Raw genomic sequence first — 19,608 nt, 5'->3', positions numbered from 1 at the left:
GGTCACGCTCCTTTCATGCTGCCGATGCCGAGGCCGGCGCCGGTCGCGGTGGCCGGTGCGCCGTCCGTGGCGGCGGCCGCGCTCGTGGCGGCCTTCACGGCCGTCGTGGCCTTCGTGGCGGGCGGGTCCGGCAGGTCGTCGAGGAAGTCGGCGCTCGGCACGTGGAAGAGACAGCCGGTCACGGCCGTGGAGAAGTCGAGGATCCGGTCGGTGGTGCCGGGCGGGTCGCCGAGGAACATGCGGGAGAGCATCAGCTCGGTCACGGCGGGGGTGCGGGCGTAGCCGATGAAGTACGTGCCGAACTCGCCGCCGCCGACGTTCCCGAAGGGCAGGTTGGCGCGCAGGATCTGCCGTTCGGTGCCGTCCTCGTCGGTGATCGTGTTGACTGCGACGTGCGAGTCCGGCGGTTTGACGTCGTCGGCGAGCTCCACGTTGTCCGCCTTGTGGCGGCCGATCACGCGTTCCTGCTCGTCGACGGTGAGCCCCTGCCAGGCCGCCATGTCGTGCAGGTACTTCTGCACGACGACGTAACTGCCGCCCCGGAACCCGGGGTCCTCGTCGCCGACGAGGACGGCCTCGGCCGCCACCCCGCCCTCGGGGTTCTCGCTGCCGTCGACGAAACCCAGGAGATCGCGGTCGTCGAAGTAGCGGAAGCCGTGCACCTCGTCGACGACGGTCGCGGCGCCCGCGAGGCTCCGCGCGATCAGCCGGGCCAGTTCGAAGCAGAGGTCCATGCGCTGGGCGCGTACGTGGAAGAGCAGGTCCCCCGGTGTGGCGGGGGCCCGGTGCCGGGTCCCCTCCAGGGGGACGAAGGGGTGCAGCTCGCGCGGGAGGGGCCCGTCGAAGAGGCGGCCCCAGACCGTGGCGCCGATCCCCAGCACGCAGCTGAGCGCCCCCTCGGGCTCGCGGAAGCCCACGGTGCGGACCAGCCCGGCGAGGCCGGCGAGCGCGTCCCGCGCCACGGCCTCGCCGCCGGGGTTCACGGTGGCCACCAGGTACACGGCGGCCTTCGAGGGAGGGGCGAGGACGGGCTGCGGGGTGACCACGTGACTCCCGGACGGACGAGAAGCGGCAAACGGACGGACGAGCAGGCGACAAAGGACGCAAAGCGGGCACAAGATCCGGGCTCAGCGTAGCCGGGCCCGGACCCGTGCGCAGTCCGGGACGGCCCTCAGCGCACCCCCGCCCGCTCGGCCGGCTCGTCGAGGAAGCCGCCCGACTGGTGCTGCCACAGCTTGGCGTAGGCGCCGTCCGCCGCCAGGAGCTCGTGGTGCGAGCCCTGCTCGACGATCCGACCGCGGTCCAGGACGAGGAGCCGGTCCATGTGCGCGACCGTGCTGAGCCGGTGGGCCACCACGAAGGCCGTCCGCCCCTCCATCAGGCGCCACAGGGCGTCCTGGACGAGGACCTCGCTCTCCGAGTCCAGCGCGCTGGTCGCCTCGTCGAGGAGCAGGATCGGCGCGTCGCGCAGGATCGCGCGGGCGAGGGCGACCCGCTGGCGCTGCCCGCCGGAGAGCTTCACGCCGCGCTCGCCCACCATGGTGTCGAAGCCCTCCGGCAGCGCGTCGGCGAACTCCGTGACGTGCGCGGCCTCGGCGGCCCGCCGGATCTCGGCCTCGGTGGCGTCCGGCCGGGCGAAGGCGATGTTGTCCCGCAGGGTGCGGTGGAACATCGCCGGGTCCTGCGGCACGTACGCCATCAGGCCGCGCAGGTCGGACTGGCGCATCCGGCTGATGTCCTGGCCGCCGACGAGGATCCGCCCGGCGTCGACGTCGGTCATCCGCAGCAGCAGCCGGGTGAGGGTGGTCTTGCCGCCGCCGGACCGCCCGACGAGCCCGATCTTCGCCCCGCCGGGCACCTCCAGGTCGAGCTCCTGGAAGAGCGGGTCGCCGCCCGTGTGGGTGAAGGTCACCCGCTCGAAGCGCACGTCGGCCTCCCGGGAGCGGAGCGGCTCCGGGACCTCCGGGTCGCGCACGGCCGACGGGACCAGGAGCAGCTCGGTGAACTGGGCGGCCTCCGTCATCGAGCTTTCGAGGCGCCGGTAGATCTGGTTGAACTCGAACATGATCCGGGTGGCGTTGGAGTAGTACGTGAAGGCGACGACGAGCGCCTCCACCCCGTGGTCGCCGGCCCCGAGCGACAGGGCGAGCACCAGGCCCAGCACGTTGGTCAGCACCGACAGCGGGGCGACGAGCGTGTCGATGCGCAGGTTGCCGAAGTCCCAGGAGCGCAGGGTGAGCCGGCGCGACGCGGCGACGCGGGCCCGGTGCTCGGCCGCCTCGCGCCGCTCGGCGCCGAAGGCCCGTACCGTGTCCATGTTCATCAGGCTGTCGGCGACGTGCCCCGACACCCGGGCGATCGCCTCCTCCCGGTGCCGGACCAGCGCCTGACGGCGCCGGATCAGCGGCCGGACGCAGACACCCGTGAGGGTGATCATCACCAGCAGCCCGACGACGAGCAGCGGCTCGTACGTCCACAGCACGACCGAGGCGAAGACCAGCGGCACGAAGCTGCCGAAGACGGAGAACGTGAGGGTGTCGACGAACTCCTCGAAGCGGGAGGCGAAGCTCAGCACCCGCTTGGTGAGCGAGCCGGCGAAGTTGTCGTGGAAGAAGGCGGCGTCCTTGGCGAACAGCTCGTCCATGGCGATGACGTACAGCCGCTCGATGCCGAGGGCGTCGACGCGGTTCAGACAGTGCAGGCCGAGCCGCCACAGCGTCTCGGCGAGCAGCAGCACCCCGGCGAAGCCCAGGACGTAGGGCAGCGCGGGGCCCGGCCCGCCGCCGGAGCCCCCGGCGAGCCGGCCGACCAGCTTCGCGACCAGCAGCGGCGCGACGTAGTAGATGCCGATGTTGCCCAGCGCCGGGAGCAGCAGCGCGGGGACGGTCAGGCGTCTGAGCCTGACCAGCTCTTTCGTGTAGTAGCGAAGTGCGAGGAGCACCGGGCCCCTGGCGGACGGCCCCTCGGGCGCCTCCGCTGGCGCACCTCCGGGTGATGCAGACGTATCCATCCCAACCCTGCTTTGTCGGACCTGACTGGACAGGTGGGGGAGTGTTCCGCGCGGGCCCCCTCGCCGTCCAAGGGTTTTCCCTCGCACGGAAAAGGACTTGACAGGGCATCACCCATGCTCGGGGCGTCTTTCCCGCCGTACGTCGGCGCCGCGGCCCCACCGCCGTCAACACGGCGGGCAGGGGTCCCCGCCGGCCGAGTGGCGAGTAGCGGACACGCAGGGTGCCACCGGAGCGGTAAGGGGCCTACGCCCGGAGCTGGGCCCGGGCCGCGCCGAGGGTCCCCCGTACGGGCCCGTCGGGCCGCAGGTTGGCGCCGAAGACGGCGCCCCGGGGCGGGGTGGTGAGCCGCGGCCGGTGGGCGGGGAGCAGGAGGCGCAGCAGGGTGAGCATCTCCTGGAGCGCGAAGTGCTGCCCGAGGCAGGCGCGCGCCCCGACGCCGAAGGGCTGGAACGCGGCCGGGTGGTGGGGGCGGTGCCCGCCCGGGAGGAAACGGGCGGGGTCGAAGCGCTCCGGGTCGGGCCACAGCTCCGGGATGCGGTGGGTGAGGTACGGGCAGGCCAGGACGCTGGTCCCGGCGGCGATCGGCAGGCCGTCGAGGATGTCGTCGCGCGCCGCGTGCCGGGGCACGAGCCAGACGGCCGGGTAGAGCCGCAGCGTCTCCTGGACGAGGGCGCCCAGCAGGGCGTCGCGCGCGGCGGGCCCGTCGGCCGCCTCGTACGCGGCGAGGAACCGGTCGTGGACGTCGGGGTGCCGGTCGAGGAGGACGAAGAGCCAGCACAGGGTCTGGGCCGTCGTCTCGTGCCCCGCGACGAGCAGCGTGACGAGCTCGTCGCGGATGAGCCCGTCGGTGTACTCGGGACGGGTCTCCGCGGTGTCCAGGAGGAGGTCCAGGAGGTGGGGCGGGCCGTCGGGCCGCGCGTCGGCGCGCCGGGCGCGGGCCAGGCCGATGACCCGGTGGGCGGTGGTGTCGATCTGCGCCAGGGCCTCGTCGACGGCGAGCGCGGGGTCGGGCCGGGCGCCGGCGAGCGTGGGCAGCGAGGCCACCACGGTGTCCACGGCCTCCAGTTCGCGCTCCGTCGCCTCGTCGAGGGCGGTGCCGGTCAGGGTGCGCCAGATGGTGTCGAGCGCGAAGAAGCGCATGTCGCGCCCGACGTCGACCTGCCCGTCGGCACCGGCGGCCGTCTCCCAGCGGGCCGCGATCCGCTCGGCCGCCGCCGTGATGTGGTGGGCCCAGCGCCGGGTCCCGGTCACGGTGAACTGGGCCTGGAGCAGCTTGCGCTGGCGCTTCCACGCGTCACCGGAGGCGGAGATGAGGCCGTCACCCAGAAGGGGGCGGGCCCGGTGCCCGTGCTTGACGTAGACCTCCGGGCGCTTGGCCAGGATCTCCTGCGTCTGGTCGGGCCCCGTCGCCAGGACGAAGGGCCGCTCGCCGACGCGGAGCGCGGTGAGCGGCCCGGCCTGCGCGGCCTCCCGCAGAAGGTCGACGACACCGGCCGGGGAGGGGGGTGGGGTGGAGGGTGAGGTGGGACCGGGACCGGGGGCGGGGGCGGGGGCGGGGACAGAGGCGGAGACGGGGACGGCTGCGGGTACGGATACGGCTGCGGGGGGCGCGTCGGCGGGCGCGTCGGCGGGCGCGTCCGTGGACGCGGGGACGGAGGAGGACATGACTTCCTTACGGGATTCCTGGTGCGGCGGCGGCCCACGGGCGCCCCGCGCGGTCAGCTGTCGAGGGCGCGCCGCAGGTCGTCGACGGCGGACCGCCACAGCCGCGGCAGCAGGTCGAGCTCCGGCGTCGGCCGGTCGGTGCGGAAGGTGACGTGCAACTGCCCCCGGTACGAGGTCCAGGCGATGAAGAGGCGCTGGCCCGGCACGAGGACCGGGATCGGGTACACGTGGCGCACGGGCGTTCCGGCGAACTCCAGGGCGCGCCGCAGCCGGACGTCGGCGACGCTCAGCGACGCCGTACGCGGGTCGATGGCGCGGCGCAGGGCGATCCGGTCGAGGACGGGCCAGCGCGCGCGGAGCCGGTGCGCCCGGCGCGCGCGCCCGACCAGCCGCTCCCCCGGCACTCCCTGGACCAGGCGCCGCAGACGTGCGAGCGGATCGGCCTCGTCGACGGGGAGTTCGACGCTCAGTACGCCGACCTGGTTGCCGATCGGGCGGACCGGTGTCGCGGGCGGTCGCAGGCTGATGCCGAGGTTGGCCCGGAGCGGTGCGGTCCCGGCGAGCGCCGGCCACTGCCGGGCCGTGGCGGTGGCCAGGGCGAGGCACAGCTGGTGCAGCGAGACCCCGGTGGCGCGGGCCGCGTGGAACAGGACGCCGCTGTCGAGGCGGGTGGTGACGACCCGTCCCGGGACGGGGGCCGCCCCGGGAGCGGCGTCCTCGGGGCCGCCGGTGGTGAGCGGGGCGGGGGCGGTTCCCGGGGCCGGTCCGAACAGCGCCTCGACGGCGGCCATCGCGGCGAGGCCGTCCTGGAAGGCGTGATGGACGCGGTAGCAGAGCGCGTACCCCTCCGCCCCGGGTTCGCGCGGCCGGACCAGCCACACCCCCCAGAGCGGCCGGTCCTCGGGGAGCGGCCGGTCGAGGACGGCCACGAGGGCGGCGTCGGCCGCCCCGGCGGGGCCCGCGGGCGGCGCCGCCTCGTACACGTGCCGGGCGATGTCGAACTCGGGGTCCTGGGCCCAGTAGGGGCGCTTGCCCGTCAGCCCGTACGGGCGGTACGTCAGTTCCGGCACCTCCCGGATCCGCGCGCGCAGGTGCTCCGCCAGCTCGCCCGGTCCGGGCGGCGGCCCGTCCAGGCGCAGCACGGCGCCGAGGATCATGTCGCCGCCGTGCCGGGCCAGTTCGAGGGTGACGCGGTCCCGGTCGGTCAGCGCGACCGGGGGCAGTGGGGGGACACCGCCGCGGGGTGCGGGGATGCGGGCGCTCGTCGCCCGCGTGCGGGCGGTCACGCGGCGGCGAGGACGAGGGCCACGTTGTGGCCGCCGAATCCGACGGACAGCGACAGCGCGGCGTCGATGCGCGCGGTGCGGCGCGTGCCGGACACGTCGACCTCGATGCCCGGACCGGGCGTGGTGAGGTTGGCGGTCGGGGGGACGACGCCTTTCTGGAGGGAGAGCGTGGTGAGCGCGGCCTCCACCGCGCCGGCCGCCCCCATCAGATGCCCGGTGACGCCCTTGGTGGACGTGACGGAGGGCCGATGGGTGAACGCGCGGGTCAGCGCGGCGCTTTCGATCGCATCACCGCGGGGTGTACTGGTGCCGTGCGCGTTGACGTGCTGGATGTCGCGCCGCTGGAGACCGGCGTCGCGCAGGGCGTCGTCGACCGCGGCGGCGATGCCGGTGCCCTGCGGGTGCGGGGCGACCGCGTGGTGCGCGTCGGAGGCCGATCCGTGCCCGACGATCCGGGCCCGGACCCGGGCCCCCCGGGCGGCGGCGTGCTCCGGGCGCTCCAGGACGAGGAAGCCGGCCCCCTCGGCGATGAGGAAGCCGTCCCGCTGCGCGTCGAACGGGCGGGAGGCGCCCAACGGGTCCTCGTACCGGCGGGACAGGGCGCCCAGCCGGTCGAAACCGCGCAGGTGGTACGGGGTGAGGCCGGCCTCGGTGCCCCCGACGAGGACGACGTCGCAGCGGCCGAGGGCCAGCATGTCGCAGGCGACGGCCAGGGCGGTCGCCCCGGAGGCGCAGGCCGTGTTGACGACGGCGCTGGTGCCGCGCGCGCCGAAGGCCATCGACACCAGCGCGGCGGGCGAGTTGGCGAGGCTGCTGGGCAGCGCCAGCGGGGGGATGTCCTCGGGGGCGGTGTCCAGCAGCGGCCGATAGTGCTCGTACGTCTCCGCGCCGGCCGTGCCGGAGCCGACGAGGACGGCGACCCGGTCGCCGTCCCACTCCGCCGGGTCGAGGCCCGCGTCGTCCAGTGCCTCCCGCGCCGCCAGCAGGGCGAACTGTCCGGCCCGGTCGGGCTTCCAGCGGCGGGCCTCGCCCAGCCGCCCGGCGTCGAACTCCGGCACCCGGCCCACCAGGAACGTGCCGTGGGCGCTGCGGTGGAGGGCCGCCGCGGGCTCGCCCGCGCACACCCGGCGCCAGCTCTCCGCCCGGCCGTCCCCCGCGGGTGTCAGCAGTCCGACACCGGTGATGGCGGCGTCCGTCAACGCTCCGCCCCCGCTCCCGCGCCCGCGCGGTGCCGCACGGCCGTGGCCACGTCGGCGAGCGTCGCCGCGGCGAGGATCTCCTCCTCGGGGATCCTGATGCCCTTCTCCTGGCGCAGGATCAGGGCGAGTTCGGCCGCGAACAGCGAGTCGAGGCCCGCCTCGTCGCGCAGGGCGTCCGGGTTCAACTGCTCCGGTGGCATTCCCATGCCGATGAGGGTGCTCTTGAGCTCGTCGAAGGTCATGGCGCTCCTGGATCGTGCGGCCGGGCGGGTGCCGCACGCGCGGCACCGCGGATTCGAACCCGGCGGATATTACCGTGCGAACGCACTTGATCACATACGGTAGTGTTCGCCCGCGGAACGATCACCGGCACTGGAGGGGCGGCGTGACGGCGCACGAAACCGTGGACTACGTCGACGCGGACGACCGTCCCGTGACACGCGGACCACGCGGCGGGGCCGCGGCCCGAGGTCTGTACTACCGGGTGGCCGCCACCGTCTGCACGGACTCCGCCGGACGCCTCCTGGTCTACCGGCGACCGGACTGGGCCGCGGTCTATCCGGCCCACCACGACATCCTGATCGGCGGCTGCCCCCGGGCCGGCGAGAGTTACGCGGAGGCGGCGGCCCGTGAACTGCACGAGGAGCTGGGCGTCGTGGCGGTCCCGCGACTGCTGCTCCACCAGCCGCGCCCGTCGCCCCTCGGACGCTGCTGGCTGGCCGTGCACGTGGCGGAGGTCCCGACGCCCTCGCGCGTCGACCCGCGGGAGATCGCGGACCACTTCTTCGTCCCAACGGCCGACCTCGCCGACCGTCCGCCGACGCCGTTCGTCCCCGAAGGCCGCCGAGTCCTGGCCCAACTCCTGGCCCGGGGCCTTCCGTTGCCACCCCCGTGACCCCCGGCGCCCCACTCCCCCACCCCCACCACCCGTCCGACGTGAGCAGGACACCGTGACCGCAACACCGACGCCCACGGCCACCGCGCCCCAGGCCACCGCGCCCGCGGAAGTCATCCCCGCGGCCCTCCGCTGCCGGACCCTGCTGGCCCGCAAGGTCGCCGCCGGGGTCGGCCCCGAGGGCCTGCTGCCCGCCCCGTGCGAGAGCCGGGTCCTGGAATCCGCCCTCGCCCTGGCCCTGTTGACGGCGGAGCGCGCCGAGGAGGACGCGGCCGCCCGCCTCACCGCGTACCTGCGCACGACGCTGCGGACCAGTCCGCCCGACCCCTTCCAGCGCGCCGTCGCGCGGGCGGTGCTCGGCCGGGACGGCGACGCGGGCGCGGCGCTGGACGCCGGACTCGACGGGTTCGACCACTTCACCGCGGGCCGCAAGCGGCTGATGTTCGGGACGGTGCTCGCCGCGCTCGGCGCGGCCCCGTTCCCGGACGTGCCCTGGGAGGCGTACGAGGCGCGGCCCCAACAGAGCTGGCTGCACATGGAGATGAAGGCGCTGAAGGTGCTCGCCGCGCACGGCACCGGGCGCGCCGAGGTCGTGCGCGACGAGGACTGGGACGCCCTGCTGCCCGCCCTCGCGCCCGGCCCCGCCTGGGAGCGCAACAACCTGGCCCAGTTGCTCGCGCTGCTCGCGCTGCGGCACTCCCCGCGCCACCGCCCGGCGCTCGGCGACGTCCTCAAGCACGTCGCGGACCGCCTGCGCCCGGACGGCGGCGTGCCGTTCATCGACGGGATGACCGTCTTCACCACCGCGGCCGCAGGTCTGGCCCTGTCGCTCCTTCCGGCGCCCCCGCCGTGCGTGACGCCGATGGCCGACGCCCTGGCGCTCCGCCGCAATCCGGACGGCGGTTACGGCTTCCACTCCGGTGTCGCGCAGAGCGACGTCGACGACACCTGCTACGTCCTGGAGTTCCTCCGCCGCGCCGCTCCCGTGCGGCACCGGGCGGCCATCGCCGAGGCGGAGCGCTATCTCCTCGACGTCCGCAACCCCGACGGCGGTTTCCCCACCTTCGCCCGTGGCACCAGCTCCGAGATCGCGATGACCGCCGCCGCGGCGAGCGCGCTGGCCCCCAATCCCGACCGGCGGGACGTGGTGGCGCAGGCCGTGCGCTACGTCGTACGCAACCAGCGCCCCGACGGGACGTTCGAGCGCAGTTGGAGCCGCAACGCGACGAACGCGGTGTTCCGCGCGGTGCTCGCGCTCAACGGCGTCGACGCGCGGGGGGAGGACCCGTACGGGCGGGAGCGCGGGGCACAGGCCCGCGCGGCGGAGCGGGCGCTCGGCCACCTCGCGGCCACCCAGCACGCGGACGGCGGCTGGGGCCACGCCGAGACGGAGCCGAGCGACCCGATCAGCACGGCCTACGCCGTCATCGCCCTGGCCTCCGCCGCCCCCTCCCGCAACGGCACGACGCCGGCCCGGGCCCGCACCACCGACCCCCTCCACGCCGGCACGACACCCGACCGGGCACACGCCACCGACCCCCTCCACCACAGCACGACGCTCGCCCGGGCGCTCGCCTACCTGATCGCCCGCCAGCGCCCCGACGGCGGCTACCGGAGCCGCCCCGACCAGGCGGGACCGCGGCCCCTGCTGTACGACGTGCCGGCCCTGGCGGACGTCTTCGTCCTGCTGGCGCTCTCGCACGCCACCAGGTTCCCGGGCCCGCGGGCAGGTGACCGGTGAGCACCCCCTCGGCGGCGCCTCCCCTCCCCCGGATCCCGCACCAGGCGCCGGGCGGGCTCCCCCTGCTGGGCCACGCCGTGGCGATGCAGCGGCGCAGGCTGGACCTGCTGGAGGAGGTCCAGCGCCTGGACGCCGGCCTGGTCTCCCTGCGCCTGGGGCCGCAGCGGATGCTGATGGCGACCGACCACCACCTGGTGCGCGAGCTCCTGGTCCAGCGGGCGGACGACTTCGGCCCCAGCCCGCAGTACCGGCTGATGGAGCAGGTCACCGGTCAGGGCCTGCTGCTCTCCGAGGGCGCCTTCCACCGCCGCCAGCGCCGCCTCATCCGGCCGGCGTTCCGGCACGCCCGGGTGTGCCACTACGCGGACCTCATGACCGACCTGTCCCGCACCTGGGCGGAGGGCCTGGGTGACGGCCAAGTGGTCTCGCTGGAGAAGGAGTTCGGCAACCTCGCCTCCGCCATCGTCGTCCGCAGCCTGTTCACCCAGGGGATCACGGGGCAGGACGCCGCGTCGGTGGTCGAGGCCACGGCGGACGTCATGGCGTGGGTCGGCGCGCGCGGTTCGGACCCGCTGCCGTTCCTGGCGAAGCTGCCCACCCGCGTCAACCGGCGCTTCGCGCGCGGTTCGCACACCCTGCACACCCTGGTGGACGCCGTCATCGCGCACCGGCACGGGCTGGGGGCACAGGCCCCGGACGACGTGCTGACCTGGCTCCTGGGGACGACCGACGCGGAGACCGGCGAACGGATGTCCGACCGGCAGGTCCACGACGAGGTGATGACCCTCCTGACCGCCGGCACCGAGACGACCTCCCGCACCCTCGCCTGGTGTCTGTACCTGCTGGCCCGCCATCCCGAGGCCGAGGAACGCCTGCACGCCGAGGTGGACGCGGTGCTGGCCGGCCGGGCCGCCGGCTTCGACGACCTGCCGCAGCTCCCGTACACCCGGCGCGTCCTCACGGAGACCCTGCGCCTCTACCCGTCCGGCTACCTGCTCTCCCGCGCGTCCGTCCGCGACACCGCGCTCGGCGCGTACCCGGTCCCGGCCGGCACCACGGTCCTGTTCTCCCCGTACTCCCTCCACCGCGACCCCCGCCTCTTCCCGGCCCCGGACCGCTTCCGCCCCGACCGCTGGCTCCCGGAACACGCCTCGGAGGTCACCCCCGACGCGTACCTCCCCTTCGGTCTCGGCCAACACGGCTGCCTGGGCGAGGGCTTCGCCTGGACGGAGATGAGCATCGCCCTGGCGACCCTCGCCGGACGATGGCGGCTCCGGCCGCTGTCCGCCGCCGCCGTCACGCCGACGCCGACGTTCTCGCTCGCCTGTGGGCGGATGCGGATGCGGGTGGAGGGGCGTGGCGTGGGCGTCACGCGGACGCCGAAGGGCGGTCCCGTATCAGGGGCGTGAACGGCGTGTGCGGGCGTAGGGGAACAGCATCACGAGCCAGGCGCCCAACAGCAATGCCGCCGAGGACTCGAGGAAGGCGTCGGGCCGCCCTCCGCTCGTCGTGCGCTCCACGACATAGACGGCGCCCATGATGATGCCCAGGAACGCCAGTACGAACGACGCGGGAACCGCGCGCGGGACCTTCTGTATGAGTGACTCCTGACGTCGCGTCCCTGGCCGTCCGCCACGGGCGGACGGCCAGGGACATGCCTCGTGCTATCTCATCGGCTGATCAGTAGGTCGGGTAGAACTTCTGCACTCCGTGTGTACCGCGCCACTCCACCAGAAGGTAGAGATTGAGCGTCTTCCTGCGCTCCTTCGCCCGGTACGCCCACCAGACGATCCAGGCCGCGTACGCCCCGATGATCCCTGTGATGACCCCACCCGCTGTGCCACCGACGGCGGAGATCACCCCTGCGACGAACCCGAACACGGTCAGGACGTACGGACCCTCGTTGGCGATCTTGTTCGTGGCCCACCAGTTGAACTTGATCTTCGCCGATCCGCCCACGTGCCAGCCGAAGTCCCAGCCCCAGCCGTCCCAGTACTTCCAGTAGTGACCGATCACCTTCCCCCAGGAGTAGTACTTGGTGCGGTAGCGGCTCCACCGTCCGTCGGGGTCGGTCTGGTTGACCGGGTCCGCGAAGGCGTAGTCGTACGCGTTCGCGCTTCCGCCGGCCACGGGGTCGACGGAGAGGAACCGGCCGAGGGCGGGGTCGTAGAGCCGGACGCCCATGAGCACGGCGCCGGTGAGCGACTCCGACGAGCGCTGCGTGGCACCCTGCCAGCCGTAGCGAGCCGTAGCGGCGGAGACGGTGTTGCCGTACTCGTCCTGCCGGAGCACCGTGGGGCTCTCGCCGGGATCCAGCGGCAGCTGGACGGACACGTCCCCGTGGATGTCGCTGAGCTGCAGGACGGTGCCGTCGGTGGCACCGGTCGACGCCTGCAGGGTGCCCGTGGCGCCACGGACGTAGCGGACGAGGCCGCCGCCGGATCCGTCGGCGATCCAGGAAGGACTGTCACCCGCGGTGCCGTAGTGGTTGATCTTGTGCTCGAACTGGCTCCAGGTCCCGTCGGTGCCCTGGCTCTCCTTGGTCCAGGACGCGAGGCGGCCCGTCGCGTCCAGGTCCCACGTCTGGCGCTCGGTCCCGCTGGTCTGCCGGCGGACCATGTCGTTGACGTGGTACTCGATCGAAGCGCCGGATGCCTGGTGGGTCGTCCGGCCGAACTCGTCGTAGGAGACGCCGGTGCCCACGAGCCGGTCGGCACTGTCGTAGCCGTACGACGTGGTGCTCGCGCCCGTGTCGGCGCACGGATCGCCAGACGCGCTCACACTGGTCGTGAGGCCCGTGCGGTTGGAGTTGGCGTCGAAGGTGTACGCCCGTCGGGTGCAGGCACCGTCTCCCGCCCTGTCGTCGGCCCGCGTCAGTCGCCCCAGTCCGTCGTAGTCGTAGCGCTGCGTGGTCGTTTCGCCGGCGGTCTTGGTGCGGTCGAGGATCTGGCCGTGGATCGAGTAGTTCGCGCTGTCCGAGAGGGCGACCTGCCCGTCGCTGTCCCGGGTGTAGGCCCGGGAGGTCTCCTGTCCGAGCTCGTCGCGGTCCACGGTCAGGGTGTAGCCGCCGGGCAGGGCCCCGCGGACGAACTGGCCCTCGGGGCCGAAGGCGGCGGTGAAGGTGCCCGCCACCGAGTCGGTCATGGACGTGGCGAGGCCACGCGGCTCCTTGTCCGTGTCGTAGCCGAACACCGTGGTCGACGGTGCCGAGTCCGCCACCCGCACCGGCCGGTCGAGCAGGTCGTACGAGGTCGTCGTCACGTTGCCCGCGCCGTCGTCGTACGTGAGCACACGGCCCAGCCTGTCGTAGGCCGTGGAGATCGTCCGGCCACCGCTCGCGGTCGTGGCCGGCCGCCCGGTGTTCGCGTCGTAGGTCGTGACGACATCGGGAACCGCGGTACCCGTGTCACCGGTCATCGAGACCTTCGTCACCCGGCCGGCCTCGTCACGGGTCAGCCTGGTGGTCCGGGCCTTGCCTCCGGCGACCTCCTTGATCGCGCCGACCTCTCCCCACCAGTCGTACTCGAAGGACTTGACGGGCAGCTGGCCGGGGTTGTCCCCACCGCCGGTCACCGCACCCGCGGGGCCCGTGGAGCACAGCAGATCGGCCCACTCCGGGCGGCCGTCGCACGGACCGGTGCCCGTGGCGGACCAGTAGGTGCTCACCGTGGCACCCGCGTCGGCTCCGTCCGACTTCGGCAGCGTCGTCTTGGTGGCCCGGCCCTGCGTGTCGTAGGACGTCGTCCTCGTGGCCTTCTTGCCTGTGGCGTCCTCCGTCGTGCTGGTCGGCAGGCCGCGCGTCCAGTCGTAGCCCGTCTTCGACGTGCGGGTCTCCGCGTCGACCGTGAGTCCGGACACACGGGCGCCCGTGACGGTCGAGGTCGGAAGGTTGCTCACCTTCGCGTCGGCCGGTCGGCCCTCGTCGTAGGTGGTGACGGTGTGAGTGCGGGCGGCGACCTCGGTGCCGGCGGCGAACGAGGCACCGTCGGCCGTGAGGTCCGCGGCGAGCGTGACGCGGTGAAGCGGGCCGTAGAGCTCCGCCTCACGGGTCCCGGATGCCTGGTACACCGTGGTGGTGGCCAGCAGTTCGGCGCGGTCCGCGCTCGTGAGCCCGGCGATGCCCAGCTCAGCGAGCCGGCCCTTGTCGGCCTCGGTCAGGCCCAGTGCCAAGGACCGGTTGCCGGCCGTCAGCTCTCGTACGGCGTTGCCGTACACGTCGTATTCCGTGGCGGTGATGTGCCCACCGGGAGCGGCGCTGTTCACCTCTCGGCCCGAGGCGTCCGTGTAGGTGATCGCGGCGCGCCGGTAGTCGGCGGCGGTGAGGGCCGACCCCGCGTTCCCCGGAGGAGTCGCGTCGGCCGGGAAGAACGCGGTCGCATCGGTCGGGAGGTCGGTCTGGCCCCACGCGCCGACGTCCGCGGCCCCCATCTTGTAAGGAGCGGCTGCTCCCGTCAGTGGCACGTCGTAGACCACGGTGCTGGTCGCCGTGCCCTCCACGACATCGGCCGTGCCCGGCTTCAGGCCCTGCCGCGACACCTTGAGGAGCATCCCCTCACCGGCGGTGGCGGTGTTGCCGGCCTTGCCGTAGACGAAGCTCCACGGCAGTGCGGATCCCGGCTCGATGGTGGAGACCCGGCCGGCGGTGTCGTAGGAGTACCGCGTCGTCATGCTCGTCGGGAGGGCGGGGTTCCACTGCTCGCGCAGTCGGCTCTGGGCGTCGTAGCGGTAGGCAGCGACCACCTTGGACGTCGCGGCGGTGGCTCCGGGCTCCGTCGACCACAGACGGATCTCCTTCACCTGGCCGGCGATGTCACCGAGTGCGCTACCGGTCGCCGTGGAGGTCGTGGCGTAGCCGAACTCCAGCATGCGGCAGCCGGGCGTCGACGGCGTGGCCGTGCAGGTGGTCGCGGCCGCCGCGGAGTTGGGCGCGACGATGCGCTTGGGCCTCGCCAGCGGCTTGCCGTTCACCGTGACCGTCTCCGAGACGACCGTGGCGACGGACGTCGCACCGCCCTCCTTCCCCACCGTGGCGACCTGCCAGCTGGTGGCCGCCTGGTCGGGCTTGGTGAAGACGGTGACCACACCCGTCGTGTCCCGCAGGGTGAACGTGCCCGTCAGCGAGCCCGTCAGCGTCCACTTCTCCGCACCGGGCTCGGGCGCCCAGTCTCCCTTGCTGGTCGCCGTGAAGCCCATCTCCGTGCCGCTCGCGTCGACCACGGCCACCGAGCTGTCGGACGTCGCCTTCAGGTGGTCCCAGTCGGACATCACCGCTTCCGCGGTCGTTCCCGACATCCATTGGGGACCGAAGATCGGCGCCTGGTCAGGCTGCTCGACCCGGGCGTCCGGGCGCCGCGAGGAGGCCGTACGCGACACGGACAGTCCGAATGCCGAGGCGTCGGACGCCGAGAGGGTGTAGTCGCCGGTCAGGAGGTTGACCGAGCCCGGTCCGGCGTCCTCGGAGGGCGCCGTGCCCGCGTTGCGGTCGACCGTGATCTCGTTCGCCGGGGAGTAGACCTGGGTGGCACCGGCCGTGAAGGCGGCGCGGACCTCGATCGGGCCGTCCTGGGCGAGGGTGTCGGTGATGTTCCAGGTCAGTGCCGCGGGCTTGCCGTTGGTCACGGCCACCGGCCAGCCGGGGACCGTGTTCGAGCCCTGGCGGACGTCGGCCACCGGCACGGCCTTCCACGCGTCGGTCTCACCGCGCCGGTACTGGTAGGTGACGCCGGTGTAGGTCGTCAGGCCCTCGGCCGACAGGCCGACGCGCCGGGCAGGGCGCTCGCCCTGGCCGGGTGTCAGCAGCGCCGCGCCGGAGCCCGCGTAGAAGGTGTGCGACGCCTCGGCCGAGGCGTTGCCCGCCGGGTCCTTGGTGCGGACCGTCACCGTGTGCTTGCCGGTGGGGAAGGTCAGCGTCTTGGACACCGCGGCGCCGGTCGTCGTGGCCACCGTCCAGGCACCCGAGTCCAGCCGGTACTCCACGGACGCCACATCCGTGGCGGGCGGGGTGAAGGTGAACGAGCCGGAGAAGTTGCCGTTGGCGTCCGGGGACCCGGACCAGGTGTTGGCCGGGAAGTCCGTCGAACCGACCGTGCTCACCGCGGGCTTGGTGGTGTCGACGGTGAAGTACACCGACGGCGTCCAGTTCGACCAGGCGGTGCCGTCGTTGATGCGGCCCTTGTACCAGTAGGTCTTGCCGTTGACCAACAGGCCCGCCGGGACCTGGTGGGAGACCGTCTTGCCCAGGACCGGGTCGCCGGTGCCGGTGTCGTACACCTCCAGGTTGGTGGTGCCCTCCCACACCTCCCACTTCTGCCGCAGGAAGTACGTCTCCGCGTCGCTCGCCGCGTAGGAGAGGTCGGGCGTGGTCGTGGTGACCCAGTTCTTGCCCGCGTTCGCTCGTCCGGGACTGGCGGTCATCGGGTTCCCGGCGACCGGGACGGCGTTGTACGTGACCGAGATGTACGGCGTGTTCGTCGCCGCGTTGCCGGAGTTGAACCGCTTCCACGAGTACGGGTCGGACTCGGCGGTGGCCTTGAGGCCCAAGGAGTTGGTGCTGTTGCCGTTGGCGGCCCAGGCGACGGCGAGGTTCTTGATGTCCTGGCTGACCCAGCCGTCGGCGCAGGCGGACGAGAAGCCCTTCGTCGCCGTCGAGGTGGCCCACTTGGTGGTGAAGCCGGGCTGGTTGGTCCAGCGGCTCGCGGTCGTGGCGTGCGGGGTGTCCCACACCTCCCAGCTGGACGGCGTGCAGGACCAGGAGTGGGAGTTGAACAGGTTGAGCTTGGCACCCAGGATCTGCTTGCCCGAGATGCCCGCCATCGGGAAGTGCAGGAAGGAGCGGGCGATCTGGCCCGCGCCGTTGTTGCCCAGCTTGAGCTCCGTCGACGTCGACATGTCGGTCGTGTAGCCCTGCTGCACGAACGTGTCGAAGCTGGCGCCGATGTTCACGGCGGGGTCGACGGTGACCGGGTACTTCGTCGCCGGGTCGGCCAGGAACTTCGCGTCCGGCGTCAGCGTCAGGTCCACCCGGTTGCCGCGCTGGGTGACCTTGAGGCCCACGTCCGCGCGGCGGGTGTGCTCGCCCGACTTCGCGTCGACCGTCGCGTCCCACATCACCGGCGCCGGGAGCAGGCCGACCTGCTTGCCCGTCTTCTTGTCGAGGAACGTGACCGAACGGTCCGCGTTCGCCCGCGCCTTGACGCCCTTCGCGTTCAGGGTCAGCGTCACCGAGCCGTTCGCCGCCACGGCGGAACGATTCTTCAGCTCCAGGAACTGCTCGAAGCCGGTCCGCGTCGACTCGATGATCAGGTCCGTCGCCGTCAGCGCGTCGGCGTAGCGTGCCGTCGTCCCCGACAGGGTCGGCTCCGGCAGCACCCCCCGCCACGACAGGCCCAGCTCACGGCCCTCGCCGGCGGCCAGCGTCACCAGCGGGACCTCCGCCGTGCCGGGCTCGCCGGCCGCGCCCGACGCGCGCACCTTCGCCGCCTGCGCGGCCGGCGTCTTCCCGCCGAGCCGCAGGCCCAGCGGGTGCGACTTGGCCGCGACCACGCCGTCCCGCTTCGTCAGCTCGACGTCGATGTCGCGCCACGGGCCGTTCGCCCCGTCACGGAAGCGGACCGGGCCGGACGCGGTGTCCGTCGTCACCGTGCCGTCGGGGTTCACCCAGGTCGTCGTCGACTCCGTGCGCTCCGACTTCGCCTCCACCCGCTTGCCCGAAAGCCGGGCCGCGACCCGGGCGGACGGAAGATCCGCCGCCTCCGTCGCGTACGCGGGCCGCTCGGCCGCGGTCTCCCGCGAGGCGAGTGCCACCGCCTGTCCGGTCGTGCCGACGACGACCGCGGTCTCGAAGGCCATCAAGCCCGCCACGGACAGGGCTATCCGGGGCAGCGCGCCCCGGCGCAGCCACCTCGATCCCCCGCCCCATCTGTCCGGCAGATCCACACGATCACTCACTACGTGTTCCCTCCCCTGGGAAAGCGTGTTCAGGTCACGTGCCGGGGAAGGACACGGCGGAGAGCCGGCTGTCGACAGCAGTCGCGCCCAGCCGCCGAATCTCCGCTCCACTGCGTCACCACCCCGGCACCGAACGCGACGTTAGATGGCTCTGGATCACCAGCACAGGTCCGAGCGCGCCACGCACGGGACACCTCGCGCCACGCACACGGACGAATGACCGGCCCCGGGAAAAAGCGGTCACCCCACTGCCATACAGTCACCGCTCGTGGCATCGCATACGCATCCGGGGACCACGTCCGCCGCCTTCACCCGCATCAACGCCAGGGCCGCTGACCTGCTCGGCATCCCCAAGGACCGTTACGCCCACCTGCTGGGCATGGATCCCGAGCACCTGGAAGGCGACCAGTACCGGCCCCCGGCGTCCACGAACATCCGCCTCTGGGAGCTGATGGTCACCAAGGCCCCCTGGACCGAGGTCACCCAGCTGATGATGGGGCAGACGGCCTTCGGGCAGCTCGGAGTGTGGGACTACCTCCTCACCTCCGCGCCCACCCCGATCGAAGGGCTCCGCGACGCCGCGGAGTTCCTCGCCGGCGTCGCGGACGCCGGCAGCGAGACCTTGTTCGTGAGCGAGGACGACAGGGAGATCACTCTCAGCCATGTGAACGCCGCCGACCTGAGCTACACCGCCGCCTCGGCCATCCGCGCGTACGCGCTCGCTCTCATCCGCCAACGGCTCAGTGCGGCCCTGCGGAAGGACCTGGTTCCCGTCCGGATCGCCCTCGCCACGGAGGCGCCTCGTCACCATGACGCCCTGCACGCCCTGTACGGCACCCGGAACATCGACTTCGAGCGCCCGGTCAGCTCCATCACCTTCCAGGCCGGTGACCTGCGGAGCCCGATGCCGCATTTCCAGCCGGGCCTTTCCACCGTGCTGCGCAGACACGCCGAACTGACCATCGCCGCGGCGATCCCCCTGCGCAGCTGGCTCGATCTGTTCCGCACCGCCCTCAAGGACGCGGCCTGCGGCGACGGTGCGACGCTTCCCGCGACCGCGGCGCGCATGGGTGTCAGCCCCCGCACCCTGCAGCGCCGCCTCGACGAGCACGGCACGACCTGGACGGCGGAGATCGAGGCCATGCGCCGTGCGGACGTCACCCGGCTGCTCGGTTCCACGGACCTGCCGATCGACGTGATCGCCGCACGCAACGGGTACGCCGACGCCCGCGCCCTCCGCCGCGCGGTGCACCGCTGGACCGGCCACACCCCCGCCGCCCTGCGCCGGCTGACCACCCCTCCGGTCACCTGACCCGGCGTGCGAGGATCCCCGCGTGAGTGATCTGCGCGTACGCCCGGCCACCGAGGCCGACCTGACCACCCTCGTCCGCCTGCGCGACGGCGCGGCCCGCTGGATGGCGACCACGGCCGTCACCGGGCAGTGGCGGCCCGGGGAGCTCGACGAGGACCACTTCCGCCGGGTCATCGACCGGGACGAGGTGTGGCTCGCGGAGGACGCGGGGCGGATCGTCGGTGCCTGGGAGCTGTGGTGGACGGACGAGGCCGCCTGGGGACCCCAGCCGCCCGTGGCCGGGTACGTGCACCGGCTCATGGTGGACCGGGACACCGCCGCGCCGGGAACGGGCCGCCGCCTCCTGGAGGCCGCGGAGGCACGGGTGGCCGAGGCCGGACGGAGCCACGTGCGCCTCGACTGCCTGGCGACCAACGGGCCGCTGAGCGCCTACTACCGGCGGGCCGGATTCCGGGTCGTGGGCCACCTGGAGCGCAAGCCGCAGCCCGGCGGTGCGGCGAAGTCCTTCACGCTCCTGGAGAAGGAGCTGTGACGGGGCGGCGGCGCCCGGCC

Annotated in this window: 12 protein-coding genes; 5 read left to right on the top strand and 7 right to left on the bottom strand. The window is 73.4% G+C overall.

The features are described from left to right. Positions 1 to 2 precede the first annotated feature (2 nt). The 6 genes from AB0Q96_RS26120 to AB0Q96_RS26095 form a co-directional block, all read right to left on the bottom strand. Positions 3 to 1,046 carry a Dyp-type peroxidase gene (locus AB0Q96_RS26120; protein WP_365329495.1) on the bottom strand — a complete coding sequence of 348 codons (1,044 nt, stop codon included), beginning with the start codon at positions 1,044 to 1,046 and terminating at the stop codon, positions 3 to 5. Between the two features lie 125 nt (positions 1,047 to 1,171). Then, the gene (locus tag AB0Q96_RS26115) at positions 1,172 to 2,941 is read right to left on the bottom strand and encodes an ABC transporter ATP-binding protein (RefSeq protein WP_365329493.1); all 1,770 of its coding nucleotides are present in this window, start codon (positions 2,939 to 2,941) and stop codon (positions 1,172 to 1,174) included. 313 nt (positions 2,942 to 3,254) lie between these two features. Continuing rightward, a complete protein-coding gene (locus tag AB0Q96_RS26110) occupies positions 3,255 to 4,676 on the bottom strand; it encodes a cytochrome P450 (RefSeq protein ID WP_365329491.1) in 1,422 nt (473 codons plus the stop codon). A 53-nt stretch (positions 4,677 to 4,729) separates the two neighbouring features. Further along, on the bottom strand, positions 4,730 to 5,962 hold the full coding sequence (locus tag AB0Q96_RS26105) for a wax ester/triacylglycerol synthase domain-containing protein (RefSeq protein ID WP_365329489.1): 1,233 nt from the start codon (positions 5,960 to 5,962) through the stop codon (positions 4,730 to 4,732). Beyond that, a complete protein-coding gene (locus tag AB0Q96_RS26100) occupies positions 5,959 to 7,161 on the bottom strand; it encodes a beta-ketoacyl-[acyl-carrier-protein] synthase family protein (RefSeq protein ID WP_365329487.1) in 1,203 nt (400 codons plus the stop codon). Before AB0Q96_RS26100 ends, AB0Q96_RS26105 begins: the two co-directional genes overlap by 4 nt. Beyond that, positions 7,158 to 7,403, bottom strand: a complete 246-nt coding sequence (locus AB0Q96_RS26095; RefSeq protein WP_365329485.1) for an acyl carrier protein — start codon at positions 7,401 to 7,403, stop codon at positions 7,158 to 7,160. The genes AB0Q96_RS26100 and AB0Q96_RS26095 overlap by 4 nt, the downstream gene beginning before the upstream one ends. A gap of 143 nt (positions 7,404 to 7,546) precedes the next feature. On the opposite strand from AB0Q96_RS26095, the gene AB0Q96_RS26090 reads away from it, so the two are divergent. The 3 genes from AB0Q96_RS26090 to AB0Q96_RS26080 are packed head-to-tail and all read left to right on the top strand — an operon-like array spanning position 7,547 to position 11,206. Next, a complete protein-coding gene (locus AB0Q96_RS26090; protein WP_365329483.1) occupies positions 7,547 to 8,056 on the top strand; it encodes an NUDIX domain-containing protein in 510 nt (169 codons plus the stop codon). A gap of 55 nt (positions 8,057 to 8,111) precedes the next feature. Beyond that, a complete protein-coding gene (locus AB0Q96_RS26085; protein ID WP_365329481.1) occupies positions 8,112 to 9,797 on the top strand; it encodes a prenyltransferase/squalene oxidase repeat-containing protein in 1,686 nt (561 codons plus the stop codon). Continuing rightward, complete coding sequence (locus AB0Q96_RS26080) at positions 9,794 to 11,206, top strand: cytochrome P450 (protein ID WP_365329479.1); 1,413 nt, start codon at positions 9,794 to 9,796, stop codon at positions 11,204 to 11,206. Before AB0Q96_RS26085 ends, AB0Q96_RS26080 begins: the two co-directional genes overlap by 4 nt. A gap of 271 nt (positions 11,207 to 11,477) precedes the next feature. Here AB0Q96_RS26080 and AB0Q96_RS26075 read toward each other — a convergent pair whose 3' ends face one another. Then, the gene (locus AB0Q96_RS26075) at positions 11,478 to 17,744 is read right to left on the bottom strand and encodes a DNRLRE domain-containing protein (RefSeq protein WP_365329477.1); all 6,267 of its coding nucleotides are present in this window, start codon (positions 17,742 to 17,744) and stop codon (positions 11,478 to 11,480) included. 268 nt (positions 17,745 to 18,012) lie between these two features. On the opposite strand from AB0Q96_RS26075, the gene AB0Q96_RS26070 reads away from it, so the two are divergent. Then, on the top strand, positions 18,013 to 19,056 hold the full coding sequence (locus AB0Q96_RS26070) for a helix-turn-helix domain-containing protein (protein WP_365329476.1): 1,044 nt from the start codon (positions 18,013 to 18,015) through the stop codon (positions 19,054 to 19,056). A gap of 22 nt (positions 19,057 to 19,078) precedes the next feature. Beyond that, positions 19,079 to 19,588 (top strand): GNAT family N-acetyltransferase, encoded by a 510-nt coding sequence (locus AB0Q96_RS26065; RefSeq protein ID WP_365329474.1) that lies wholly within the window; start codon positions 19,079 to 19,081, stop codon positions 19,586 to 19,588. Positions 19,589 to 19,608: the final 20 nt, after the last annotated feature.

The organism is Streptomyces sp. NPDC093111 (assembly GCF_040683955.1).
Lineage (GTDB): Bacteria > Actinomycetota > Actinomycetes > Streptomycetales > Streptomycetaceae > Streptomyces.
The sequence above is the reverse complement of the archived record's forward strand: the minus strand, read 5'-3'. Positions and strand labels throughout refer to the sequence as shown.